This window comes from Nonomuraea sp. B10E15 (genome assembly GCF_039871615.1).
Lineage (GTDB): Bacteria > Actinomycetota > Actinomycetes > Streptosporangiales > Streptosporangiaceae > Nonomuraea.
On the sequence record NZ_JBDPMB010000004.1, the window covers coordinates 157,803 to 182,008 of the forward strand.

At 72.6% G+C, this 24,206-nt stretch carries 24 protein-coding genes and 1 pseudogene; 14 read left to right on the top strand and 11 right to left on the bottom strand.

The features are described 5' to 3' along the window. Nucleotides 1-2: 2 nt before the first annotated feature. Together ABGB14_RS16315 and ABGB14_RS16320 are read left to right on the top strand one after the other, a co-directional pair. Nucleotides 3-656: a response regulator transcription factor gene (locus ABGB14_RS16315; protein ID WP_347644496.1), complete on the top strand. Its 654-nt coding sequence runs from the start codon at nucleotides 3-5 to the stop codon at nucleotides 654-656. Next, entirely contained in the window at nucleotides 657-1,556 is a 900-nt protein-coding gene (locus ABGB14_RS16320; protein ID WP_347644497.1) for a phosphotransferase, read from the top strand. A 21-nt stretch (nucleotides 1,557-1,577) separates the two neighbouring features. On the opposite strand, the gene ABGB14_RS16325 is transcribed toward ABGB14_RS16320, so the two are convergent. Continuing rightward, nucleotides 1,578-2,555, bottom strand: coding sequence for a nucleoside hydrolase (locus ABGB14_RS16325; protein WP_347644498.1), 978 nt, complete (start codon nucleotides 2,553-2,555; stop codon nucleotides 1,578-1,580). A 104-nt stretch (nucleotides 2,556-2,659) separates the two neighbouring features. Here ABGB14_RS16325 and ABGB14_RS16330 point away from each other — a divergent pair, with 104 nt between their 5' ends. From ABGB14_RS16330 to ABGB14_RS16340, 3 genes are read left to right on the top strand one after another with little or no spacing between them, the layout of a single operon-like run. Beyond that, the gene (locus ABGB14_RS16330) at nucleotides 2,660-3,988 is read left to right on the top strand and encodes an MFS transporter (RefSeq protein ID WP_347644499.1); all 1,329 of its coding nucleotides are present in this window, start codon (nucleotides 2,660-2,662) and stop codon (nucleotides 3,986-3,988) included. Further along, on the top strand, nucleotides 3,985-5,517 hold the full coding sequence (locus ABGB14_RS16335) for a sulfatase-like hydrolase/transferase (protein WP_347644500.1): 1,533 nt from the start codon (nucleotides 3,985-3,987) through the stop codon (nucleotides 5,515-5,517). Before ABGB14_RS16330 ends, ABGB14_RS16335 begins: the two co-directional genes overlap by 4 nt. Before the next feature lie 23 nt (nucleotides 5,518-5,540). Further along, a complete protein-coding gene (locus ABGB14_RS16340) occupies nucleotides 5,541-6,290 on the top strand; it encodes a GntR family transcriptional regulator (RefSeq protein ID WP_347644781.1) in 750 nt (249 codons plus the stop codon). Here the strand turns inward: ABGB14_RS16340 and ABGB14_RS16345 are convergent. Together ABGB14_RS16345 and ABGB14_RS16350 are read right to left on the bottom strand one after the other, a co-directional pair. After that, on the bottom strand, nucleotides 6,284-7,054 hold the full coding sequence (locus tag ABGB14_RS16345; RefSeq protein ID WP_347644501.1) for a cupin domain-containing protein: 771 nt from the start codon (nucleotides 7,052-7,054) through the stop codon (nucleotides 6,284-6,286). The two genes, ABGB14_RS16340 and ABGB14_RS16345, sit on opposite strands and share 7 nt — an antisense overlap. Further along, entirely contained in the window at nucleotides 7,054-8,079 is a 1,026-nt protein-coding gene (locus ABGB14_RS16350; RefSeq protein ID WP_347644502.1) for a substrate-binding domain-containing protein, read from the bottom strand. The genes ABGB14_RS16345 and ABGB14_RS16350 overlap by 1 nt, the downstream gene beginning before the upstream one ends. A gap of 311 nt (nucleotides 8,080-8,390) precedes the next feature. Between ABGB14_RS16350 and ABGB14_RS16355 the strand changes: the two genes are divergently transcribed. Genes ABGB14_RS16355 through ABGB14_RS16370 form a run of 4 tightly spaced genes read left to right on the top strand, consistent with a single transcriptional unit; the run spans nucleotide 8,391 to nucleotide 14,755 of the window. Further along, nucleotides 8,391-10,700, top strand: a complete 2,310-nt coding sequence (locus ABGB14_RS16355) for a glycoside hydrolase family 3 N-terminal domain-containing protein (RefSeq protein ID WP_347644503.1) — start codon at nucleotides 8,391-8,393, stop codon at nucleotides 10,698-10,700. Further along, a complete protein-coding gene (locus ABGB14_RS16360; protein WP_347644504.1) occupies nucleotides 10,697-11,788 on the top strand; it encodes a Gfo/Idh/MocA family oxidoreductase in 1,092 nt (363 codons plus the stop codon). The genes ABGB14_RS16355 and ABGB14_RS16360 overlap by 4 nt, the downstream gene beginning before the upstream one ends. After that, nucleotides 11,785-12,720: a PmoA family protein gene (locus ABGB14_RS16365; RefSeq protein WP_347644505.1), complete on the top strand. Its 936-nt coding sequence runs from the start codon at nucleotides 11,785-11,787 to the stop codon at nucleotides 12,718-12,720. The genes ABGB14_RS16360 and ABGB14_RS16365 overlap by 4 nt, the downstream gene beginning before the upstream one ends. A 13-nt stretch (nucleotides 12,721-12,733) precedes the next feature. Continuing rightward, nucleotides 12,734-14,755 (top strand): beta-galactosidase, encoded by a 2,022-nt coding sequence (locus ABGB14_RS16370; RefSeq protein ID WP_347644506.1) that lies wholly within the window; start codon nucleotides 12,734-12,736, stop codon nucleotides 14,753-14,755. A gap of 8 nt (nucleotides 14,756-14,763) precedes the next feature. Here the strand turns inward: ABGB14_RS16370 and ABGB14_RS16375 are convergent, their stop codons facing one another. After that, complete coding sequence (locus tag ABGB14_RS16375) at nucleotides 14,764-14,934, bottom strand: hypothetical protein (protein ID WP_347644507.1); 171 nt, start codon at nucleotides 14,932-14,934, stop codon at nucleotides 14,764-14,766. Between the two features lie 34 nt (nucleotides 14,935-14,968). Beyond that, nucleotides 14,969-15,331 (bottom strand): methyltransferase domain-containing protein, encoded by a 363-nt coding sequence (locus tag ABGB14_RS16380; protein WP_347644508.1) that lies wholly within the window; start codon nucleotides 15,329-15,331, stop codon nucleotides 14,969-14,971. A gap of 19 nt (nucleotides 15,332-15,350) precedes the next feature. Between ABGB14_RS16380 and ABGB14_RS16385 the strand changes: the two genes are divergently transcribed. Beyond that, on the top strand, nucleotides 15,351-15,806 hold the full coding sequence (locus tag ABGB14_RS16385; RefSeq protein WP_347644782.1) for an NUDIX hydrolase: 456 nt from the start codon (nucleotides 15,351-15,353) through the stop codon (nucleotides 15,804-15,806). A gap of 10 nt (nucleotides 15,807-15,816) precedes the next feature. On the opposite strand, the gene ABGB14_RS16390 is transcribed toward ABGB14_RS16385, so the two are convergent. Continuing rightward, a complete protein-coding gene (locus tag ABGB14_RS16390; protein WP_347644509.1) occupies nucleotides 15,817-16,227 on the bottom strand; it encodes a VOC family protein in 411 nt (136 codons plus the stop codon). Nucleotides 16,228-16,309: 82 nt separating this feature from the next. Here ABGB14_RS16390 and ABGB14_RS16395 point away from each other — a divergent pair, with 82 nt between their 5' ends. Then, nucleotides 16,310-16,636, top strand: a complete 327-nt coding sequence (locus tag ABGB14_RS16395; RefSeq protein WP_347644510.1) for a hypothetical protein — start codon at nucleotides 16,310-16,312, stop codon at nucleotides 16,634-16,636. Between the two features lie 373 nt (nucleotides 16,637-17,009). Here the strand turns inward: ABGB14_RS16395 and ABGB14_RS16400 are convergent, their stop codons facing one another. The 4 genes and pseudogenes from ABGB14_RS16400 to ABGB14_RS16415 form a co-directional block, all read right to left on the bottom strand. Beyond that, nucleotides 17,010-17,837 carry a TIGR02569 family protein gene (locus ABGB14_RS16400; protein ID WP_347644511.1) on the bottom strand — a complete coding sequence of 276 codons (828 nt, stop codon included), beginning with the start codon at nucleotides 17,835-17,837 and terminating at the stop codon, nucleotides 17,010-17,012. Beyond that, entirely contained in the window at nucleotides 17,834-18,781 is a 948-nt protein-coding gene (gene add, locus ABGB14_RS16405) for an adenosine deaminase (protein WP_347644512.1), read from the bottom strand. The genes ABGB14_RS16400 and add overlap by 4 nt, the downstream gene beginning before the upstream one ends. 56 nt (nucleotides 18,782-18,837) lie before the next feature. Next, nucleotides 18,838-19,608 (bottom strand): class I SAM-dependent methyltransferase, encoded by a 771-nt coding sequence (locus tag ABGB14_RS16410; RefSeq protein ID WP_347644513.1) that lies wholly within the window; start codon nucleotides 19,606-19,608, stop codon nucleotides 18,838-18,840. Between the two features lie 109 nt (nucleotides 19,609-19,717). Further along, a pseudogene (locus tag ABGB14_RS16415) lies at nucleotides 19,718-20,653 on the bottom strand (RNA polymerase sigma factor); the annotation flags it as partial. Between the two features lie 167 nt (nucleotides 20,654-20,820). Here ABGB14_RS16415 and ABGB14_RS16420 point away from each other — a divergent pair. The 3 genes from ABGB14_RS16420 (at nucleotide 20,821) to ABGB14_RS16430 (ending at nucleotide 22,616) form a co-directional block, all read left to right on the top strand. Then, on the top strand, nucleotides 20,821-21,627 hold the full coding sequence (locus ABGB14_RS16420) for a TetR family transcriptional regulator (RefSeq protein ID WP_347644514.1): 807 nt from the start codon (nucleotides 20,821-20,823) through the stop codon (nucleotides 21,625-21,627). Between the two features lie 161 nt (nucleotides 21,628-21,788). After that, nucleotides 21,789-21,989, top strand: coding sequence for a hypothetical protein (locus ABGB14_RS16425; RefSeq protein WP_347644515.1), 201 nt, complete (start codon nucleotides 21,789-21,791; stop codon nucleotides 21,987-21,989). Nucleotides 21,990-22,097: 108 nt separating this feature from the next. After that, on the top strand, nucleotides 22,098-22,616 hold the full coding sequence (locus tag ABGB14_RS16430) for a GNAT family N-acetyltransferase (protein ID WP_347644516.1): 519 nt from the start codon (nucleotides 22,098-22,100) through the stop codon (nucleotides 22,614-22,616). A 105-nt stretch (nucleotides 22,617-22,721) separates the two neighbouring features. Here the strand turns inward: ABGB14_RS16430 and ABGB14_RS16435 are convergent, their stop codons facing one another. Then, nucleotides 22,722-24,152: a wax ester/triacylglycerol synthase family O-acyltransferase gene (locus ABGB14_RS16435; RefSeq protein WP_347644517.1), complete on the bottom strand. Its 1,431-nt coding sequence runs from the start codon at nucleotides 24,150-24,152 to the stop codon at nucleotides 22,722-22,724. Nucleotides 24,153-24,206: the final 54 nt, after the last annotated feature.

Consider the following 24,206-nt stretch of genomic DNA (forward strand, 5'->3'; position numbering starts at 1 on the left):
CCATGACCCGCCTTCGCATAGTGATCGTGGACGACGACCCGATGGTGCGCACGGGGCTGCGCCTCATCCTGGGCGGCGAGCCCGACCTCGAGCTGGCCGGGGAGGCGGCCGACGGCAGGCAGGCCATGGCCGTGATCCGCGACCTGCGCCCCGACGTCGTGCTGATGGACATCCGCATGCCGCACCAGGACGGCCTCGCCACCACCGAGCTGGTGCTCAAGAGCCCTTCCCCGCCCAAGATCCTGGTGCTGACCACGTTCGACGCCGACGACATGGTGCTGCGCGCCCTGCAGCTCGGGGCGCACGGCTTCCTGCTGAAGGACACGCCGCCGCCCAAGATGATCGAGGCCGTGCGCGCGTGCGCGCGGGGCGAGCCGGTGCTGTCCCCGAGCGTCGCCCAGCAGGTCATCGCGGCCGCCACCGGCAGGCACGACCCGCGGCGACCGCAGGCGCTGGAGGAGCTGTCCCGGCTGACCGAACGCGAGCGGGAGGTCGCCGTCGAGATCGCCAAGGGCGGCTCCAACACCGAGATCGCGGCCGGCCTCTGCGTGAGCGTGGCCACGGTCAAGGCCAACATCACCCGCATCTTCGCCAAGCTCGGCACCGACAACCGGGTTCACGTGGCCATGAAGGTGCGCGACGCGGGACTGATCTGAATGCCGCTGGACACCGACCGGCTGCTCGCCGCGCTGACCGCCTGGAACCTGCCGGTGGCCTCCGCGGAGCCGCTGCCCGGTGGCTGGAACTCCGTCACCTGGCTGGTCCGCACCCCTCCCGGCACGCGCTACGTCGCCAAACTGTCCGACGTGGGGTCCGCCACCGCCTTCCTCGGCGGTCTGCGGGTGGCGGCCCGCGCGGAGCGGGGCGGGCTGGCCAGCGGCGCTCCCGTTCCCCTGCCCGGCGGCCGCCTGGCCGCGGACCTGGACGAAGGGCTGCTGGCCCTGCTGCGCTACGTCCCCGGCCGCCCGCCGGACGCCTCCTCGGCGGGCGACCTGCACCGGATGGGGGCCGTGCTGGCCCGCGCGCACCGCGCGCTCGGCAACGACATCGCCGGCGTCGGCAGGCAACACCGGTGGCCGTGGCCGTGGGCGAGTGACTGCCTGCGGGAGCTGCCGATGCCGCCGCACGTCCGCACGGCGGCGGCGCGCGTGCTGGAAGAGGCGCGCGAGGCCGCCCCGCACCTGCGCGCCGGCGTGGTCAACGGCGACCCCGGCCTCGACGGCTTCCGCCTCAGCGCGCGCTCGCCCGAGGAGGACGGCCTGGTCGACTGGGGCGCGGTCCTGCAGGCCCCCATCCTGTACGACCTCGCGTCCGCCGCCGTGCTGACCCGCGACACCCCCCACGCGATCCGGCACATCGTGGCCGGCTACCGGGCCGTCGCCCCGGCCATCGACGACGAGCTGCCCCATCTGGGCACGTTCGTGCGGCTGCGCTGGATGGCCCACGCGATCTACTTCTCCGACCGCATCGAGCGTGGCCTGCTCAGGGGCGTCAGCAGCGCGGCGGGCAACGAGGAGGGGCTCGAGGAGGCGTACGCCGGCATGCGCGGCCGCTGACGCGCCGGCCCTACGAGGGCCCTACGAGGGCCCTACGACGGGAGGGCCGCTCAGCAGCGTGTCGAGGAAGAGCTCGCGGTAGCGGAGGGCGTCGACGCCGAGCGCCACGTCGACGCCGTGCGCCGTCCCGGCCAGCCCGTGGGCGGCGTCCTCGCCCGGCAGCGCCCGCCGGTCCACCAGCGTCTGGCCCCTGCTGTATCCGGGGGCGAGCTCCACGCTCACCGGCAGCCGCTCGGTGGTCAGGCCCTCGGGGTCGGCCACCGCGCACACCGCTCCCGCGTCGCCGAGCAGCCCGTCGCCGTTGACGCGGGGGTCGGCCCCGCACAGGGCGATCTGGTGCCGCAGCAGCAGGCCCGCCAGGCGGCTGCCCGGCTCCTCGTGCCCGATCAGCTCCGCGCACGTGGGCGCGTCCACGGAGACGTGGTAGAAGACGTCCAGCCCGTACATCGTCACCGGCACCCCGGCGTCCACCACGATCGCGGCCGCTTCCGGGTCGTGCCACACGTTGAACTCGGCGACTGGGGTGGCGTTGCCGGTCGAGGCGCTGCCTCCCATGAGGACCAGCCGCTCGATGTTGCCGGCGACCTCCGGGTAGGCCCGCAGCAGCAGCGCCAGGTTGGTGAGCGGGGCCAGGCCCACCACGACGACGGGCTCTGGGGCGCCGAGGATCGTGTCGCGCAGCAGGTCGACGGCGGGCACGCCCGCCGTTTCGCGGGCCGAGGCGGGCAGCCCGAGGTCGGCGAGACCGTCGGCGCCGTGGATGTGGCCGGCGTCGCGGGCCGGCCCGATGAGCGGCCGTTCCGCGCCCGCGCTCACCGGCACGTCCGGCGCGCCGGCCGCGTCAAGGACCTTGAGCGTGTTGGCGACCACCTGGCCGAGGCCCGCGTTGCCGGCCACGCACGTCACCGCGCGCAGCCGCAGCTCCGGGTGGCGCACGGCGAAGAGGAGGGCCAGCGCGTCGTCCACGCCGGTGTCCACGTCGAGAATCAGGTCCTTCATCCCATTCCTTCCTCGATGCACCTTGACAGGTGCGCGGACACCATCCCACCATGTCCTATCTGACCCATGAGGTCTAGACGTCTACCCTCCAACGGGAGCACGCCGTGACAGACGTCCCGCCCACCGCGTCCACCACCACCCCCTCAACCGAGAGGGCCCGCGCCGTGCCGTGGAAGCTCACCGCGGCCACGATCGTCGGCAACACCATCGAGTTCTACGACTTCACCATCTACGGCACCCTCACCGCGCTGGTCTTCGGCCGGCTCTTCTTCCCCACGTCCGACCCCCTCGCGGGAACGCTGCTCGCGTTCGGCACCTTCGCCGTCGGCTTCGTGTCACGCCCCCTCGGCGGCGTGCTCTTCGGGCACCTCGGCGACCGGCTCGGCCGCAAACCGACGCTCACGTGGAGCCTCGCCGTGATGGGCACGGCCACGTTCCTCATGGGATTGTTGCCGACGTACGCGGACATCGGCGTCTGGGCGCCCATCATGCTCACCTTCCTGCGATTCTGCCAAGGGCTGGGCATCGGCGGCGAATGGGGTGGCGCGGTCAGTCTCATGGTCGAAAGCGCGCCCCCGTCCAGGCGCGGGTGGTACGGCAGCCTCGTCCAGACCGGCAGCGGCTTCGGCATCATCCTGTCCAGCCTCACCCTCACCACGCTGCTGGCCACGCTCGGCACCGGCGAGCTGCTGGCCTGGGGCTGGCGCATCCCGTTCCTGGTCAGCGTGGTCCTGGTCGGCGTCGGCGTCGTGGTGCGCATGCAGATCCAGGAGTCACCCGAGTTCCACGAGGTCAAGGCCGGGAAGCAGGTCGAGCGGGCGCCGGTGTGGCAGACCGTGCGGGAGCACCCGCGCACGATCGCGCTCGCGATCGGCATGTACGTCGCCATCGCCGCCTTCGGCTTCGTCATCGGCGTGTTCGTGATCTCGTACACCGTCCAGGAGCTGGGCCTGTCGCGGGAGCTGGCGGTCACCGCCAACCTCGTCAACGGGGTCTTCTACGTGATCGGCATCCTGGCGGCGGGGGCGCTGTCCGACCGGATCGGCAAGCGCAGGACTTATCTGCTGTGCGGGCTGCTGCTGATCCCGGCCCCGTTCCTCTACTTCGCGCTGCTCGACACCCGGTCGATCCCGCTCATCCTCGCGGGCAGCGTGTTCGTCGGCCTGGTCAGCGGCCTGCCGTACGGCGTGCAGGCCTCGCTGTTCTGCGAGCTGTTCCCCGCCAGGCTCCGCTACAGCGGGATCTCGCTCGGCTTCCAGGTCGCGACCGTGCTGGGCGGGGCGCTCGCGCCGACCGTGGCCTCGCTGCTGTTCGCGGCGGCGGAGCACAGCTGGGCCATCTCGGCCTACATCGCGGGCCTCGCCGTGATCATGGTCCTCTGCACGCTGGCCGTACGGCCGTACCCGGAGACGACGAAAGGCATCAACGGATGACGAACCGGCCGAACATCGTGCTGGTCATGGTCGACCAGCTGGCCGCGCGCTGGCTGGAGCAGGCCTGGCAGGGCGTGGTCGACCTGCCGAACCTGCGGGCGCTGGCCGAGGGCGGCGTGCGGTTCCCCAACGCGTTCACGCCCAACCCCGTCTGCGCCCCGGCCCGCGCCACCGTCGCCACCGGGCTGACCAGCCAGGGGCACGGCGTCACCGAGTGCGGCTACGACCTCGACCCGGCCCTGCCCACGTTCATGCGCACGCTCCAGCGGGGCGGGTGGCGTACGGGCGCGTTCGGCAAGCTGCACCTGCGCACGCAGATCGGCGGCGTGCGCCCCGACTACCGCCCCTACGGGTTCGACGTCACCCACATCACGGAGGACTCCCGCGCGGGCGAGTGGCTGGACTGGGTGCGCGAGCACCACCCCGAGCACTACCGGGCGGCGCTGTCCACCGTCTGGATGACGATGATCCCCGAGCTGCGCGCGTACGGGCCGGAGCGGCGCGACCTGGTGGCCGAGATCGAGGCCGCCCGGCGGGAGTTCCCCGCCTCCACCGGCGAGGCGTACACGCTGCCGTTCCCCGCCGAGATCTCCCAGACCAACTGGATCACCGAGCGCGCGTGTGACTTCATCCGCGATACCGAGGCCGGGCGGCCGCTGTTCGCGCACGTCAGCTACGTGCAGCCGCACAACCCCTTCGCTCCGCCCGCCGGGTACCTTCCGCGCGTGCGGGCCGAGCGCATCCCCGGCCCGCTGCCCGCGGAGTGGCGCTCGGGCGGGCCCGCCTACTTCGACCGGGAGCAGTACCGGCAGGCCTCCTACGACGTCGACGACTGGAAGAGCCACCGGCTGCACTACTTCGCCGACCTGGCGCACCTGGACGAGCAGCTCGGGCGGCTGGTGGACTGCCTGCGCGAGACGGGACGGCTGGCCGGCACGTACGTGATCTTCACGTCGGACCACGGCGAGCTGCTGCACGACCACGGGCTGGTCGGCAAGTGGGAGCGCCACTACGACACCTGCATCCGCGTGCCGCTCATCGTCTCGGGACCCGGGCTGAGCCCCGGCGTGCGCTCCGAGCTCGCCGAGCTGACCGACCTCGCGCCCACCATCCTCGACGTGGCCGGCCTCGAACCCGACTCGCTGGCCCGCCCCCAGCTCGGCAACCCGCACGTCCCACGGCAGCTGCCCGCCCTGCCGGGCAGCTCGCTGCTGCCCCTGTGCCAGGGCCTGGACCTCGACTGGCGCACCGCGGTCTACGTGCAGAGCAACAACAACCACTGGGAGGCCTCGCCCCGGAGCTGGTCGCGTACGGTCCGCACCGCCCGCCACCGCTACACCCGGTATTTCGGCGGGGGCGGCGAGCAGCTCTTCGACCTGGAGGCGGACCCGGACGAGCAGCACGACCTCGCCGCCGACCCCGCCGCCGAGCCGATCCGCCGGCGGCTCCACGACGAGCTGCTGGAGCTCGTCGTGCTCGACGGATATCCCAACAGCCCGCGCGGGCTTTACGGCATCGGAACGTGGTAGCGCGGCTCTACAGTAGTCCCGTGATGAAACCGCCCAAGCGAGCCGCCATGGCCGCCCAGGCGATCCGTGAGCTCATCGCGGCGGAGTTCGAGCTGGGCGACCAGCTGCCCTCCGAGGCCGAGCTGGCCCGGCGGCTGGCCGTGAGCCGGGTCACCATCCGCGAGGCCCTCGGACAGCTCTGGCTCGAAGGCCTCATCTCCCGCCGCTGGGGTGTGGGCACGTTCGTCCGGCAGCGTCCTGGGCCGGCCGCGGGGCCGTTCACCAACGTCTTCGTCGACCTGCACGACATCGGCTCGCTGCCGCACCGGATCGCCGCCACGGGCCGCACGCCGTCGCTTCCGCACGCCCGGGTCGAGCAGGTTCCCGCTCCGCCCGAGGCCGCCGCCGCGCTGGGCCTGGAGGCCGGCGAGCCGATCTGGCGGGTGGAGCGCTGCCTGGCGATCGACGGGACGCCCGCGATCGTGCTTTACGACCATGTCCCGCTCCGGGTCAACGGCGTCCCGTTCGACCCGGGGCCGGTGACGGGGATGGGAGGCGACTTCCCCACGCTCGTGCACGCCACCGGCACCCGCATCGTCAGGGACGAAGCCCGGCTGGAGGCGGCGCTGGCCGACGAGGGCGTGGCGAAGCTGCTCGGCGTCGACGCGGGGTCGCCGATCCTCGCCACGCGGCAGACCAGCCACGCCGACACCGGCACGGTGGTGCTGTCGACCCGCTGCTTCTACCGGCCGGAGGTCTTCTCGATCCTGCTGGTCCGCACGGTGCCCTACTGACCCTGGCTCTGCCATCCTGTGCCGGCCGGGGGCTCGACGGGGTGGAGCACGTCGTGGGTGCGCAGCCGCCCGCACATGCCCCACCTGGCCTCCGGGCTCTGCGGCGACTCCAGGAGCGCCGACGCGCGCAGGTGCGCGCCGTCGCCTCGGGCCAGGGCGTCGAGCACGGCGGCGGTGTGGCGGGTCTCCTCGGCGACCGTGCGCTCCCAGGTCTCGCGCCAGGCCGCGACCTTGGGCCGCACCAGCGCCACCGCGTGGTCGTAGAACCGCTCCAGCGGGCCGGGGTCGCCGCCGGCGGCGGCGCCCGCCAGAGCGCGGAAGCCCTGCACGGCCAGCTCGCGCCGGCGCATCGCGGCCGCCTCCATCGACTCCTCCTGCTCACCGGGCAGGGCGGCGGGCAGGGCGGCGGCGGCGCGGTAACGTTCGGGGTCGGCCATGATCTCGGGTGGGAAGGTCATGACCGCGTCGCCCGCCTCGGGCAGGCCCGCGTTCGCCATCACGACCACGACCTGCAGGCCTCCGCGGTTGACCGCCCGGTGGACGATGCCGGGGGTGAACCACACGGTCGATCCCGCCGCGAGCTCCGTCTCCCTGAAGCCGTGCGTGTCGAGGGTCTGCAGCGCTCCGCGCCCGCCGATCACGACGTAGCCCTCAGTGGAGGCGGTGTGCAGGTGCGGGGTGCCGCCTTCCAGGCCGTCGGCGCACGCGCCGGTGTAGACCGACAGCCGGGTGACGGACGTGCCGCCGGGGAACGCCGCGGGCATCACGCGCTCCGCTCGAACGACGTGGTGCTGCGCCGGACGACGAGCGTGGTGGCGAGCTCGATGCGGGTGCCGGAGGGGCCCCGGGGGTGGGTCAGCTCCTCGGAGACGAGCCGCACCGCCTCGTTGGCCATCTCGTCGAGCGGCTGGCGGACGGTGGTGAGCGGCGGCGAGAGCATCTCGCACACCATCGAGTCGTCGAACCCGACGACGGACAGCTCGTCGGGCACGCGGACGCCGCGCTCGGTGGCCGCCTGGTAGACGCCCGCGGCCTGCAGGTCGTTGGCCGCGAAGATGGCGCTGGGCGGGTCGTCGCGGCCGAGCAGCCGGGCGCCGTATTCCTTGCCGCCGTTGACCATGAAGTCGCCGTAGTGGGTGAGCCCGGGGTCGGGGTGGATGCCGAACGTGCGGTGCGCGGCCAGGTAGCCCTCGTAGCGGTCGAGGGTGCACTGCGCGTCGAGCGGGCCGCCGATGAAGCCGATCCGGGTGTGCCCGAGCTCCAGGAGGTGGGTGGTGGCCATGACGCCGCCCAGCCAGTTGGTGGCGCCGACGGTGGAGATGCGCGGGTCGCGCTGACCCGCGGGGTCGAGCAGCACCAGGGGCACGTGCAGCAGCTCCTCGATCGCCTCGATCTCCCGCTGGTCGGCCCGGGTGAGCACCAGCACGATGCCGTCGGTGCCGCGCTTGCGGACCGTGCCGATCCAGCGCCGCAGGTCGAAGTCGTGGCGCGCGGAGGAGGTCACGACGAGCGAGAACCCCCAGCGTGCCGCCGCCCGCTCCGCGCCCCTGATGAGCACCTCGGCCCACGGCGAGCCGAGCCCGTCGATGAGCAGGTCGACCAGGCCGACCCTGGGCGAGCTCGGCGGGCGCGGGGTTTCGTAGCCGAAGACCCTGACCGCTTCGAGGACCTTGTCCCTGGTGGCGGCGGAGACATGTTTCTTGCCGCTCAGGACCTTGGAGACCGTCGGCACCGACACTCCGGCGGCCGCCGCGACGTCGGCCAGCGTGGCTCGCGGCGCTCGGGGCACAGAACCTCCCGTTGCCGTGGGTGCCGGTGTCCCACCGGCACCTGCGAGGTCGTTTTCGGAAAATGCGCACACCCGACATGCCGCCAGCTGACCTGGTGATATCAGGGAGCTGTGGTTGCCTCATGAGGCTGTTGACATGGATGCAGCTCGGAGCCTACCGTAACGGATCGGCAATGTCACCGTAATCTTTCGGAAAGTCATCCGGAAACTTTCTGATCCGTAAGACACGTCCGGCCGGCGCGCCGCAATCTAGCAGGCCCCCTGTTAGCGCTATCAACAGATGGAGATCTCCATGCCACGAACGAGGGTGTATGCCTGCACGAGGTGAGCAGCCGGAGACCGCGGCGCTCAGGGTCGACGACCTGCTCGCGGAGATGTCGCTCGACGAGAAACTCGCCCAGCTCGTCGGCCTGTGGCTGAACGTCAACCGGGAAGAAGGCGTCGTCGCGCCGTTGCAGGACGCGATGCAGGGCGACGAGGAGGAGTTCGAGGCGTTCGCCCGCCACGGGCTCGGCCACGTCACCCGCCATTTCGGCACCACGCCCGTCGACCCCGCGCAGGCGAGCGCCGAGCTGGCCGGACGGCAGCGCTGGCTGCGCGACCACACCCGGCTCGGCATCCCCGCCATCGCCCACGAGGAGTGCCTGACAGGGCTGGCTGCCTGGCGGGCGACGACCTATCCCGTGCCGCCCGCGTGGGGCGCGACGTTCGACCCCGCCCTCGTGGAGGAGATGGGCCGCAGGATCGGGGCCTCCATGCGGGCGCTCGGCGTGCACCAGGGCCTGGCCCCCGTGCTCGACGTGATCCGCGACCAGCGGTGGGGCCGGGTCGAGGAGTGCATCTCCGAAGACCCGTACGAGGTCGCGACCATCGGCGCGGCGTACGTGCGCGGCCTGCAGTGCGCGGGCGTGATCGCCACGCTCAAGCACTTCGTCGGCTACTCCAACTCCCGCGCCGGCCGCAACCTCGCCCCCGTGCACGCGGGCCCCCGCGAGGTGGCCGACACGCTGCTGTTCCCCTTCGAGGTCGCCGTGCGGGACGCGCGGGCGGGCTCGGTCATGAACTCCTACGCCGAGATCGACGGCATCCCGATCGCCGCCGACGCCCACTACCTCACCCGGATCCTGCGCGACGAGTGGGGCTTCGACGGCACGGTGGTGGCCGACTACTTCGCGGTGGCCTTCCTGCACACCCTGCACGCCGTGGCCTCCGACGCCGAGGACGCGGCCGTGCAGGCGCTCAGCGCGGGCATCGACGTCGAGCTGCCCACCGGGGTGGCCTACGTGGAGCCGCTGAAGCGGGCCGTGGCCGCGGGGCGGATCCCGGAGTCGCTCGTCGACCGGGCGCTGCGCAGGGTGCTGACGCAGAAGGCCGCGCTCGGCCTGCTCGACGACGGGTACGAACCGCGCGGGTCCGGCCCGATCGACCTCGACGACCCGGAGTCGCGGGCCCTGGCGCGGCGCCTGGCCGAGGAGTCGATCGTGCTGCTGGCCAACGACGGTGTGCTGCCGCTCGGCCAGGCCGCGGGCAGGCGCGTCGCGGTCGTCGGCCCGAACGCCGGCAGCGTCGCGGCGCTGTTCGGCTGCTACTCCTTCGTCAACCACGTGCTGCCGCACTCCCCCGGCGTGGAGACCGGCATCGCGGCGCCCACGGTGCTCGACGCGCTGCGGGAGGAGCTGCCGGAGGCCGTGATCAGGACCGAGCGGGGAACGGGGGTGGACGACGGCGATCGCTCGGGGATCGCCGCCGCCGCCCGCCTGGCCGGCGAGTCCGACGTCGCGATCCTCGTGCTCGGGGACCGGTCGGGGCTGTTCGGCAGGGGCACCTCCGGCGAGGGCTGCGACGTGGAGACGCTCGACCTGCCCGGCGCGCAGCAGGAGCTCGCCGACGCGGTCATCGCCACGGGCACGCCGGTCGTGGCGGTGCTGATGACCGGCCGCGCGTACGCGGTGCCGGGGATCCTCAGGAACGCCGCCGCCGTCGTGCAGGCGTACTTCCCCGGCGAGGAAGGTGCCGGCGCCATCGCCCGGGTGCTCAGCGGCGCCGTGAACCCCTCGGGCCGGCTGCCGATGAGCATGCCGCGCTCGGTCGCCGGCCAGCCCTACAGCTACCTGCACCCCAAGCTGGGCGCGGCCGGCTCGGTCAGCAACATCGACCCGGCCCCCGAGCTGCCCTTCGGCCACGGGCTGAGCTACACCCGCTTCGCCTGCGAGGGCCTGACGGCCGGCGGGCAGGTCCGGGCCGGCGAGCCGATCCGGTGCTCGGTCGTCGTGCGCAACGCGGGCGAGCGGGCGGGCGCCGAGGTGGTCCAGCTGTACGCCTCCGACCGGATCGCCTCCGTCACCCGGCCGCTCGCCCAGCTCGTCGGCTACGCCAGGGTCGAGCTGGACCCCGGCCAGTGCGCGACGGTGAGCTTCGACGTGCCCGCCCGGCTGCTGGCGTTCACCGGCAGGGACGGGCGGCGCGTCGTCGAGCCCGGCGAGGTGGGCGTGTCGGTGCGCCGCTCGGCCGCCGACGTGGTGGCCGAGGCGAGCGTGCTGCTGACCGGGCCCGTGCACGAGGTCACCGGGGAGGAGCGGCGGCTGACCACCGTGTCGGTCGAGAAGGGGCAGCCGTCATGAGGATCGCGATCGTCGGCGCCGGCGGCATCGCCGGCGTCCACGCCGCCGCCCTGTCGGCGCTCGGCGGGTCGGCGCGGATCGTCGCCGCCGTGGACATCGACGCCGGCCGGCTGGACGCGTTCGCCGCCACGTGGGACGTGCCCGAGCGCTACACGCGCGTCGAGGACCTGCTCGAACGCTCGGAGTGCGACGTCGTGCACCTGTGCTCCCCTCCCGGCCTGCACCGCGACCAGGCCGTGGCGGTGCTGGAGCGGGGCTGGTCGGTGATGTGCGAGAAGCCGCCGGCGTTGTCGCTGCGGGAGTTCGACGAGATCGCCGCGGCCGAGGCGCGCAGCGCCGGCTCGTTCGGCACCGTCTCGCAGCACCGGTTCGGCGCCCGCGCGGTCGCGCTGCGCGAGGCGATCGCCCGAGACGACTTCGGGCCGCTGCACCTGGCGCTCTGCAACACGCTGTGGTTCCGTCCCGACTCCTACTTCGCGGTGCCGTGGCGCGGCACGTGGGAGTCGGAGGGCGGCGGGCCCACCATGGGCCACGGCATCCACCAGATGGACCTCATGCTGTCCCTGGCCGGCCCGTGGGAGTCGGTGCGCGCCACGGCGGGCCGCAAGGCGCGGCCGACTCAGACGGAGGACTTCTCGACCGCGGTGGTGACCCTCGCCTCTGGAGCCACCCTGGTGATCGTCAACAGCCTGCTGTCCGCCCGCGAGACCAGCTACCTGCGCTTCGACCTCGCCGGCGGCACGGCCGAGCTGGAGCACCTGTACGGCTACGGCGACGACTCCTGGCGCTTCACCCCCGCCCCCGGCGACCCGGACGCCGCGTCCCGCTGGAACGCGCTGCCTCCCGGCGCGCCCTCCGGCCACTCGGCCCAGTTCGCGGCCGCCGCCGAGGCCCTGCGCTCCGGCGCGCCCATGCCGGTCACGACGGCGCAGGCCCGCCCGACCCTCGAGCTCATCGCCGCCGTCTACGCCTCCGCCTTCACCGGCCGGGAGGTGGCGCGCGGCGAGCTGGCGGAGGGCTCCCCGTTCTACTCCTCCATGGGCGGCCACCGGGCGCCGTGGCTCACGACCGAAGGGACCGCCCGATGACCGAACCCGTGGACGGGCTGCGGCTCACCGACGAGCGCGGGCGGGCGCTGACGCTCACCAGCGACGGCGTCGACCTGTTCCGCTACGTGTACGGCCCGTGGGACCGGCGGCTGGAGTCGCCCCGCCCCTACTTCCACCCGCTGCGCACCCGGTCCGGCCGGCTGGTGTCGCTCTACCGGCCCTGGGACCACGTCTGGCACAAGGGCATCGCCTGGTCGCTGCCGAACGTGGGCACCCAGAACTTCTGGGGCGGCGTCACGTACTACCGCGACCGCGGCTACGTGCAGGCCGACAACAACGGCGCCATCGTGCACGACGGTTTCGACTCGATCAGCAGCGGCGCGGACCGGATGGCCGTCAAGGAGTCGCTGACCTGGGTGGCGAGCACCGGCGAGCCCTGGTTCACCGAACACCGTTCCTTCGGGGCGCTGCTCGGCGAGCACGGGTGGACGCTGGCGTACGCGACCGAGTTCACCAACGTCTCCGGCGCCACCGTGCCGATCGGCAGCCCCACCACCGAGGGACGGCCCAACGCCGGGTACGGCGGGCTGTTCTGGCGCGGGCCGCGCTCGTTCAGCAACGGCCGCGTCTACCTGGACGGGCGCACCGGCGGCGACGAGATGATGGGCGAGCGCGGCACGTGGCTGGCCTACTCCGGCGATCACGACGAGGTGGACGCGAGCTCGACGCTCGTGTTCGTCGACGACGGGCCCGATGACGGGCCCGATGATGAGCCGGTCCAGTGGTTCGTGCGGACGGGGATCTTCGCGTGCGTCTGCCCCGCGCCGTTCTTCGACGTCGTGCGGCCGGTGGAGCCGGGCGCGTCGCTGGCCTTCCGCTACGCGGTCACCATCGCCGACGGCGACCCCGGACCGGACGGCGCGGCCCGCATCGCCGCGGACACGGCCGGCGTCACCTCGCGCCTCCTGTGATCGGAGTTCCCCTATGACCCGCATGGACACGTTCCGTACCCGCGTCGGCGGATTCGCCTACGGCGGCGACTACAACCCCGAGCAGTGGGAGCCCGCCGTGTGGCACGAGGACGTCCGCCTCATGCGCGAGGCCGGCGTCAACACCGTCAGCCTGGGCGTCTTCGCGTGGGCGTCGCTGGAGCCCGAGCCGGGGACGTACGAGTTCGGCTGGCTGGACGACGTCATGGACCTGCTCCACGAGCACGGCATCAGCGTCAACCTGGCCACCCCGACGGCGGCGCCGCCCGTCTGGCTCACGCACCTGCACCCCGAGGTGTTCCCCATCATGGCCGACGGGGAGCCGTTCGGCTTCGGCAACCGCCTGCACTACGACCCGTCGTCGCCGATCTACCGCGAGTACGCCGCCCGCATCACGACCAGGCTCGCGGAGCGGTACTCGTTCCATCCCGCGCTGGCGATGTGGCACATCAGCAACGAGTACGGTCCGACGGCGTACAACGAGGCCGCGTCGGTCAACTTCCGCAGATGGCTGCGGCGCAGGTACGGCGACCTCGACACCCTGAACGAGGCGTGGACCACCCGATTCTGGGGCCAGCTCTACACCGACTGGGAGCAGATCGAGGTGCCGAACATCCCGCGCACCTGGATGAACCCGGCCCGCAAGCTCGACTTCAAACGCTTCACCTCCGACGCGCTGCTGGAGTGTTATCTGGCCGAGCGGGACATCGTGCGCTCGTTCCGCGATGACGTGCCGGTGATGACCAACTTCATGCGTTTCTTCCGGCACGCCGACTACTGGCGGTGGGCGCCGGAGGAGGACGCGGTCGCGCTCGACATCTACCCCAATCCGGCCGAAGCCGACTCGCACGTGTCGGCGGCCTTCAACTACGACCTGTTCCGCTCGCTCAAGGGCGGGCAGCCGTGGATGCTGATGGAGCAGTCGAGCAGCGCGGTGTGCCAGTGGAAGCTCAACGTCGTCAAGGAGCCGGGGCGGATGCGGCTGGGCTCGCTGCAGGCGGTGTCGCGGGCGGCCGACTCGGTGATGTTCTTCCAGTGGCGGGCCGGCCGGGGCGGGCACGAGCGTTTCCACTCGGCGATGTTGCCGCACTCCGGCCCCGGCTCGCGCACGTTCAAGGAGATCGTCGAGCTCGGCCGGGAGATGAAGCTGCTGGCACCCGTGGCCGGGACGACCTCGCGCGCGGAGATCGCCGTGCTGTTCGACTGGGACGGGTGGTGGGGGCTGGAGGAGACGCACGGCCTGCCCCGCAGCGACTTCAGCTACACCGACACGGTCATGCGGCACTACGCGCCGCTGTGGGAGCGGCACCACGCGGTCGACGTGGTGCCGGCGGGGCCGTCGCTGGACGGGTACAAGGTGCTGGTGGTACCCAACGCGTACCTGATCGGCGACGAGGGCGCGGAGCGCATCCGGGCCTTCGCCCGCGACGGCGGCACGGTCGTCATGTCCTTCTTCTCGGGCGTGGTCGACGACTGCAACCGGGTACGGCCCGACGGGTATCCCGGCGCGTTCCGCGACCTCATCGGCGCGAAGATCGACGAGTACTGGCCGGCGCGCCCGCACGAGACATTCGCCGTGGAGTTCGCCGACGGGCGGCGGGCGACGTCGACCTGGTGGCGCGACGACCTCCACCTGGAGAGCGGCACGGCGCTGGCCACCTACGCCGACGGGCTGCTCGAAGGGCGGGCCGCCGTGGTCGAGAACCGCTACGGCTCGGGGCGGGTCGTGTACGTGGCGACGCTGCTGGAGCAGGCCGCCCTCGACGCGGTGGTGCTGGAGGCCGTGGCGTCGGCGGGCGTGCGGTCACGGTTCGCGGGCGTGCCCGCGCACGTGGAGTGCTCGGTGCGGGGGGACGACACGTACGAGTACGTGTTCCTGCTCAACCACAGCGCGGAGCTCGCCGCGTCCGTCCCCCTCGAAGTGCCGGGGACGGACCTGCTCACGGGGTCGCCGGTGGCGGGGCAGGTGGAGCTGGGGCCGCTGGGCGCGGCGGTGATCCAGCGGGCGCTCCCGTAGCGGCCGCGTCACCCGCGTGGCGCGCCCCTTCCGCGGCGCCAGATCACCGCGCCCAGCACGAGCGCTCCCGCCACCACCGCGACGATCACCATCAGGTTCGTCCGGTCGGGGCCCGGCTCGGCGCGCACCCGGACAGGCGTGCCCAGGGCGTCGATCAGCTCGGGGGTGAGCGGCCGCATGCCCTGGGTCCGGCGAGTACGCGTGACATCACGCCTACCGAAACGTGGCGCGGGCCCGATCTGTTCGCCCGTCGCCGGTCACCGTCACCATCCCCGCCCCTCGCTCGTCACCCGTTGGCATGTCGGTGTGCACCATGACCGAGACGACCGTCGGCAGGGCTGCGCTGCGGAACGGCAGCCGCCCGGCGTCCCCGCGCACGACCGGCAGCCTGGAGCGCGCGTACTCCAGCATGCCCGACGACAGGTCCATGCCCACCGGCGTCCACCCGAGCTCCCTGACCGCTCCCGCGTACGCGCCCGTGCCGCATCCGGTTTCCAGGCACGGCCCGGTCCCCCGCCCGAGCAGCTCACGGATCGAGCGCCGGATGCCGAGGCGGTCGAGATCCCCGTACGTCACGTGATATCCCTGACCGGTGATGATCGCCAAGGAACTGCGCGTGTCCGCGTACGCCATCTGCGTGGAGGACGGACAGATCCTCCTGGCCCGCTGGGTCGGCCCCGCCGGCGAGCGGCTCTGGACGCTGCCCGGCGGCGGCCTCGACCACGGCGAGGACCCGGTCGACGCCGCGATCCGCGAGGTGGAGGAGGAGACCGGCTACACCGTCGCCATCGACGCCCTGCTCGGCATCAGCACCCTGCACCGCCCCTACCCGAGGGCTGACCAGCGCCAGGCCGACTTCCACGCCCTGCGCGTCATGTACGAGGGCCACATCACCGGCGGCACGCTGCGCCACGAGATCGGCGGCAGCACCGATCGGGCCGCGTGGATCGCCCTGGCCGACGTCACCGGCCTGGAGCGGTCGGAGGTCGTGGACGCCGGCCTCGCCCTCCACCGCACACGACCGCCCGACGGCCGGGCGAGCGTCCCCTGACCTCAGGCGCTCAGCGCAGCTCCTGGACGCGGATCATGTTGCCGGCGGGGTCGCGGAAGGCGCAGTCGCGGACCCCGAACGGCTGCTCGACCGGCTCCTGCATGACCTCCGCGCCACCGGCCTGCACCCGCGCGAAGAAGCCGTCGAGGTCGTCGGTGGCCAGCAGGATGCCGGTATAGGTGCCCTTGGCCATCATCTCGGCGATGGTGACGCGCTCGGCGTCGGTGATCCCGGGGTCGGCGGCCGGTGGCTGCAGGACGATGGACGTGCCGGGCTGGCCTGCGGGGCCGACCGTGATCCAGCGCATCCCGTCGTAGCCGACGTCGTCGCGCACCTCGAAACCGAGGACGTCGCGGTAGAAGGCCAGGGACGCGTCCGGGTCGTCGTGCGGCAGGAAACTCGCGTGAATGGATACGTTCATGCACGTCAGGCTAGGCACTGTCGGCGGCTGCACGCTTCTCGATTCCTGATCTCCTCGCCGCCCGCACCGTAGCCTTGCCGTCTTGAAGCTCGTGCCGTTGTGGTTCGCCTGGCACGAGCAGGCCGTCTGGCTGTCGACCAGGGCCACGAGCCCGACCGGGCGCAACCTGCGCAACGGCGGCCGGACACGGCTGGCCTTCGCCGACACCCAGGACGTCGTGCTCCTCGACGACGAGTGCCGGACGATCTCACCCGGCTCGCAGGCACGTCCAGCGCGGCCAGCCCGGGACCGCGCGGCAGCAGGCCGCTCGCGTACGCCAGCGGCTCCCGCCGCCAGTACGCCCAGTGCCGTGGATCTCCGGCGTACGGGGCGTGCCGCCCGGTCCGCAGCGGCCGGAACTCCTTCCTGACCATCCGGAACGACACCTCCCGAGCCCCCGAACCGCGAGCACCCCCCCACGCCGCGGGTGCCGTCGGTGTTGTTCACCCGGGTCGATGCGGCGCCGGACGCGCCTGCCCCGGCATCGTCCGGCCCGAGCAGAGCCGTTCCGGAGAGGCGGGTCACCGCGCCGGTCACCGCACCGGTCACCGCGCCGGTCGCCGCACCGGTCACCGCACCGGTCACCGCACCGGTGCCGCTGCCGATCGGCTCGGCGTGGCAGCCGAGCACCCTGCCACCCGGCCGCCCCAGGACGGCCGCCAGCACCGTGCCGGGCAACCGGTCACCGAGTTCCGCCCGGCCGTCACCCACCGGCGACCGTGGGCGGGACCCGGGCGGGGGCGTCATCCGGCGGCCGGGCGGGCGTGGGTGACGGCGAGGTCCACCACCGGCCGGTAGGCGGCCACCTGGTCCGGAGTCCATGCCTCAGGCCCGTTCAGGGCCTCGTGGGTGACGATCCGGTAGATGAGCGCGCGTACCAGCATCTGCCCCCATTCGGGCAGGTGTGCCCACCGTTCGGCCAGCGCGGGCGAGGCGTCGTGCCAGCACAGCGCGTCCGCGACCGCGACCGCCGCGGCCCAGGACGGCGGACGCCAGTACACCGGCCAGTCGATGATCGCCGGCGGCAGGCCGGGGGCGAACAGCACGTTGCCGGGCAGATCCCCGTGGACCGCCTGCGACGGGAGATCCACCGGCCGCCGAGCCCGTACGAGCGGTTCCAGCAGCCGGGCCGCGCCGGGCGGGCCGGGGAGTTCCTCCCACGCCACGCGGTCCCCGTGGGACCAGGGGTCGTCACGGACGTCCAGGAACGCGGGCCGGGGCAGGTGGGCGATCGCCTCGTGGAAGGCGGCCCCGGCCCTGAGCACGTCGTCCTGCCTGCCGACGTCGGGCTCGCCCGGGACGAGCCGGGCCGCTTCCCATCCGTGCGCCACCCATGCACCGTCCCGCGCTCGTACGGGACGGGCCACGCGGAACTCGGGCGAGTCAGGCAACGCGGACAGCGCTTCGGCCCGCCACACCGTCTCCGGCAGGAAGTCCACCTGCTTCACGACCGCATCGCCGACCCGCCAGGCCCCGCCCATCCAGACCGGCCGCCCCTCGGCCCCGTACGCGTCGAGCACCTCGTCAGGAGGGCCGTCCGGCGTCACCCCGCCCGCAACAGGGCCGCTCACGGCGCCGTGGCCCAGGCGTGCACGGCGGCCCTGAGCTCGGCCTTCACCTCGTCGGGGGCGAACGACGCGTCGATCGACGCGCGTGCCAGCCCGGCCAGATCGTCGTCGGTGCAGCCGAAGACGTCGCGCAGCCGGGTGTACTCGTCCGCCAGCGCCGTCTCCCCGTCGGTGTTGATCGTGACGGTGAGCCCAGCCGCCCGCAGCCGCGGCAGCGGGTGCTCGGCCAGCGACGGGACGAGCCCGAGCAGGACGTTGGACGTGGGGCAGACCTCCAGCGGGATCCCGCGCTCGCGCGCCTCCGCCACCAGGCTCTCGTCGTCGAGGATCCGGATGCCGTGCCCGAGGCGCTCGGCGTGCCCGAGGTCGAGGGCCTCGCGGATGCTGGCCGGGCCGGCCGCCTCGCCCGCGTGGTGGACGAGATGGAGCCCCGCGTCCCTGGCCGCGTCGAGCACCTCGGCGAACGGCGTCAGCGGATGGCTCTCGTCGCCCGCCAGCCCCATGCCGATCACGTTGTCGTAGCGGGTGGCCAGCTTGTACGTGCTCCACAGCCGCTCCACCGGCCGTCGCCTGGAGTGGTCGAGCAGCACCCGGCACTCGATGCCGTAGCGGGCCCTGCCCTCGTCCAGCCCGTCGAGCACCGCCTCCAGCGGCATCTCCGGCTTGCCCACCCGCTCCCCGTGGGAGGCGGCGGTGAAGGTCACCTCGGCGTAGCGGGTGCCCTGCGCGGCTTCGTCCGCGCAGAACTCCACCGCGACGCGCCGGAAGTGCTCGGCCGTGCGCAGCAGCGCGCGCACCCGCGCCCGCTGGTCGGCGAACTCCCTGAAGTCGCGGAACACGCCGCCGTGTCCGGGTGTGCCGCCCAGGTCGCGCACGGTCTCAGGGCGTACGGTGCTCTCCAGGTGAACGTGCAGATGGGCTTTGGGCAGCGACCGGACGTCTTTCACGCGCCACAGGCTAGGCCAGACCACCGCGCGCACGCAGGTCGTTTTCCGCCGTGCGGCTAGGAGGCGGCGGCCCGCCGGGTGACGCGGATCTTCGACTGCTTGTGCGGCAGGCGTTCCCAGTCGTCCATGAACCTCGCCTGCAGCCCGTGCTTGGCGGCCAGCGCGATCAGGGTCTCGGTGCGGTAGTAGAAGTCCTCCCGCAGCACCTGGTGCTCCTTGCCTTCGGTCCGGTCGAAGGTGAAGTCGAACCATCCGCCGGGTTTCATGACGCGGCCGACGTGGGCGAAGCACTCCTCGATCACGTCGAGCGGCGAGTGGGAGAAGACGCTGTGCGCGTGGACGACGTCGAAGTGCTCGTCGGGCAGGAAGGCGAAGCGCAGGTCGCGTACGGGGGTGAGGTGCGGGAGCTTGTCGCCCAGCCCGTGTTCGGCGAGGGTGTCCTGGGCCGCCATGAGGATGTCGGGCGAGATGTCGATGCCGTAGTAGTTGCCGGTGTGCAGGTAGTCGATGAACAGGTGACCGGCCCGCAGGTTGCCGCAGCCGATCTCCAGCATCCGGCATTCCGGCTTCAGCCCGTGCTCGACGAGGTAGTCGAACTGCATACGGCCCAGCGCCAGCCACCGGCGGTGCGTGTGTGAGCCGACCGCGCCCTCGGGGTCTCGCGCGGTGTCGGACTTCATGACGGCACGGTAGTAGGCGACGTGGTCGCGGGTACGCAGCCTGAACCAGGTGTCGCGGGCGAGCCGCCTCACGTGGGGCAGGATCTTGCGCGGGTTCTTGAACGCGTACGTCACTTGGTGGACGAGGCTCGAACGGGAGCGTTTCACGCCTGGGAATCTAGGTCACTCACAGCAACATCCAAGGGGCTGTGGCGACAGTCTTGAGTTCCCGTTTGCGCAGCCTTTCTCTCCGGAACCTCGTGCGCCAGGTGAACGGTCAGCTCAGGTAGTCGCGCAGCGCCAGCGAGCGGGACGGATGGCGGAGCTTGGACATCGTCTTGGCCTCGATCTGCCGGATCCGCTCCCTGGTGACGCCGTAGACGCGCCCGATCTCGTCGAGCGTGCGCGGCTTGCCGTCGGCCAGGCCGTAGCGCATGCTGATCACGCCCGCCTCGCGCTCGGAGAGCTGGTCGAGCAGGGCGTGCAGCTGCTGCTGGAGCAGCGTGAACGACACCGCGTCGGCCGGGGAGACCGCCTCGGTGTCCTCGATGAGGTCGCCGAACTCGCTGTCGCCCTCCTCGCCGAGCGGCGTGTGCAGCGAGATGGGCTCGCGGCCGTAGCCCTGCACCTCGATGACGCGGCTCACCTCGAGCTCGCTCTCCTTGGCGATCTCCTCCGGCGTGGGTTCGCGGCCGAGGTCGCTCTGCAGGCGCCGCTGCACCCGCGCCACCTTGTTGATCAGCTCCACCATGTGGACGGGAATGCGGATCGTGCGGGCCTGGTCTGCCATGGCGCGGGTGATCGCCTGCTTGATCCACCACGTGGCGTAGGTGGAGAACTTGTAGCCGAGCCGGTAGTCGAACTTCTCGATCGTCCGGATCAGGCCGAGGTTCCCCTCCTGGATCAGGTCGAGGAAGAGCATGCCGCGACCGGTGTAGCGCTTGGCGATGGAGACGACCAGCCGGAGGTTGGCCTCCAGCATGCGCTGCTTGGCCCGCGTGCCGTCCGCGGCGATCCACTCCAGGTCGGCGCGGAGCTCGCCGGGAAGGTCGGGCTCGGTGTCGAGCCGCTCTCTGGCGAACAGCCCGGCCTCGATGCGTTTGGCCAACTCGATCTCCTGCTCGGCGGTGAGCAGCGGCACCCGCCCGATCTCTTTCAGGTAGGTCTTGACCGAGTCGGCGCCGATGGCGCTGCCACTGTCGGCGACGCTTTCGTCCAGCTCGAGAACCTCTGCTGCTTGGGACAAAACACTCTCCTCGCTCGCGTTGGGTAGGATGGACGGCAACCTAAACTTAGGTCACGCCTAACATTAGGTACATACTCCTCTTGAAGCAAGCCTAAATATAGGTCGCACCTAAAAATCCGTGAGAGACTGCGGCTATGAGCATCGACACCTTGGGATTGAGGGAACAGAAGAAGCGCGAGACCAGGCGGGCCATCTCCGACCACGCTACCCAACTGTTCCTGCAACGTGGCTTCGACCGCACGACGATCGCCGACATCGCCGGCGCCGCCAGAGTGGCCAAGATGACCGTCACCAATTACTTCCCCCGTAAAGAGGATCTGGCCCTGGACCACCACGAGGCGTTCGTGGCGGGCCTGGCGGAGGCGGTCGCCCGGCGCCCACCTGGGGAGTCGGCGCTGGGCGCGGTACGTCGAGCATATGCGCACGCGCTGGAACAGCGTGACCCGGTCATCGGCTTCACCGGACGCGACTTCGCCCGGATGGTCGCCGGCAGCCCGACTCTGGTGACCCGGCTGCGCGACCTGCACGACCAGCGTGAAGAGGCCCTCGCCGGCGCGCTCGCCGCGGAGACGCACGCGGCGGCCCTCGACGAGTCCGCCACGGCCGGCACCCCGGAAGCCGCCAGGACGTCGTACGACACCGCGGCCAGGGCGGCCGTCCACGGTGGCGAGGAGACCGCCGGAGAATCCCAGGGCGGGACGCCCGCCGCCGGCGTCGAAGGGGACATCGAGGGGGACATCGAGGGGGACACGGTCGTCGCGCGGGCCGTGGCGGCACAGCTCGCGGCGGCCGACCGGCTGCTCTTCCGCGAGCTGCAGCGCCGCACCCTGGCCGGACAGGACGACGACGAGATCGCCGGGGCGCTGGCCGAGGCCGCGCGGCGCGTCTTCGACCTCCTCGAACCCGCCATCGGCGGCTACGCCGTCCGCCGGCCGGCGTAGCCGGCCACCTTCAGAAGCAGGCGCCTGCGCCACCGGCGCCCCCGCATCCGCCGGATCACGCCCCACCATGCGGCGGCCCGTCGGACGCGCGCCGTCAGAGCGCGCCAGAGCCGTGCGGGCGGCGGGCTTTCGCGTCCACGTTGCCGACCAGAGCCCTGAGGATGCCGGGGAGCTCCGCCACGGTCGCGGCGGGCCTGGCCGTGCTGGCGACGGTCGCGGGCGCCACAGCCGCGGCAGAGGGCTCCGAAGGCACCGCGGACGCCCTCGCCGCCGGCTACGACCTGGTCTTCCTCATGGCGGCCGGGCTCGGCCTGGCCATCGCGCTGGTCAGCCTGCTGCTGCCGCGGCACGGGCGCGCCTGACGGCCGCTCACGGCTCCGGCCGCACCTCTCATGCCGCCGCCGACCGAGATGGGATCTGCTAGATTTAGCTTTCCGGCCGGAGGTTGCTCCCGGCCGGAAAGTGCTTGTATGACGATTCTTCAGGCAACCGTGCGGCCCGTGAGCGCCGCCGACCACCCCGCCGTCCAGCGCCTCTGGCTCATGTTCCGCCACGACATGGCGGAGTTCCAGGGCGGGCTGCCCAGCCCCGACGCCACCTACCACGGCGAACGGCTGCGCTCGGCGCTCGAGGACGACGACTGGGCGGCCTACCTGTTCACCAGCGGCGACCGGCCGCTCGGCTTCTCCTTCGTGCGGGCGCTGTCCGGCCCCGCCCGCGTGCTGAACGCCTTCTTCGTGGTACGCGGCGCACGGCGGTCCGGGATCGGGATGACCGTCGTACGGGAGGTGATCTCCCGGCACCCCGGCCCCTGGGAGATCGCCTTCCAGGACGCCAACACGGCGGCCGTCGCGTTCTGGCGGCGCGTCGCCACCGACGTCGCCGGCGACGCGTGGACCGAGGAACGCCGGCCCGTCCCGAACCGGCCCGACGTTCGCCCTGACGTGTGGATCTCCTTCACCGCCGCCGCACCGTCACGGGCGGGATAGCGGCGACCCGGCCCGGTGCTTGCCGAACATTCCGGTCATCTGAATTGTCGCGCGATCAGGCCGCCGCGAGCGGGGCGATCGAGGATCATCCGGGGAGCGCAGGCGTCATCGGGGCACGTCGGCTTCCGCGTCGCGCAGGTCGGCCAGGGCGTCCCGCAGGTATCCGGCCAGTTCCCAGGCGTCGGGCACCATCGCGCGGTCGGTGACGACGCCGATGTCGAGCGAGCCGTCGTAGGAGAAGGCCGTGATGTTGACGCCGCCGCTCACGTCCGAGATCACGGAGACCGGATAGTGGTGCAGCAGCCGGGCCCCGCACACGTACAGGGGGAACTGGGGTCCCGGCACGTTCGAGACGATCAGGTTGATCGGCGGGGCGGCCTGCCCGAGCAGGGCGAACGCCGAGCGGGAGGCCAGGCCCATGAGAGCGGCGGGCATCGACTCGCTGAACTCGCGCAACCACCGCGCGGACGCTGGCGAGAACCGGTCCTTGAGCCGCCGCATGGCCTGCCGCACGTGCTGCAGCCGGTCGGCGGGGTCGGCGACGTGCACGGCCAGCGGAGCCGTCATGATCGTCACCTGGTTGCCGGGCCCCTCGGCCCCGGCGTCCCGCAACGAGAACGGCACCCCCGCCACCAGCGGCTGGCTCGGGACGCCCCCGTGCGCGGCCAGCCACCCGCGCAGCGCTCCCGCGCACACGGCCATGACCACGTCGTTGACGGTGACGCCGAACGCCTTGCGCACCTGCTTCAGCTCGTCCAGCGGCAGCGACACGTACGCGAAGCGCCGGTGCTCCGACACGGGACCGCTGAAGGGCGTCCTGGGCACGGGCAGCGTCGGCAGGTCGGGAACCTGACGGGCGCCGGCTAGCCTGCGGGCCAGCCCGGAGACGAACCGGGCGCCGGGGAGCGCGGACACGACAGGGATCTCGTCCAGGTAGGGGACGGCCATGGACGCGAACCGCACGGCGTGCGCGGGGTTGCCGGCCAGCCTGGCCACGCCGCGCGCCAGCATCTCCGCCTGCCCGGGAGGCGGGGCGTCGCGTTCGGGCTCGGCCTCGGGCGGCGGCGCGGGCCGGGGGCCGGTGTCGAGCAGCGCGGCCAGCACGTCGGCGCCGCCCACCCCGTCCACGGCCGCGTGATGGATCTTCGTGTAGAGGCCCATGCGGCCGCCCGCCAGCCCGTGAATGAGATAGATCTCCCACAGCGGCCGGCGCCGATCGAGCCGGCGGGCGTGCAGCCGCGAGACCTGCTCGGCGAGTTGCCGCTCGTCGCCGGGCGGCGGCAGGCCGATCTCGCGCACGTGGTAGTCGAGGTCGAGATCGTCCTCCTGCATCCAGTACGGGTGGTCGAGCCCCAGCGGCACCGGGGCCAGCTTGCGGCGCAGCGCGGGCACGTACGGGAGCCGTTGTTCGAGGAGGGCCTGCAGGTCGGCGCGGTGGAGGTCGCCGTCGAGGATGGCCAGGCCCGCGATGTTGGCGATGTTCGTGGCCGTCTCGAAGTGCAGGAACTGCGCGTCCAGGGCGGTCAGCTGGGGCATCCGTCGAACCTCCGCCCGGACAGTCCGGCCACCCACGTCAAGGGCGCGTTCGGC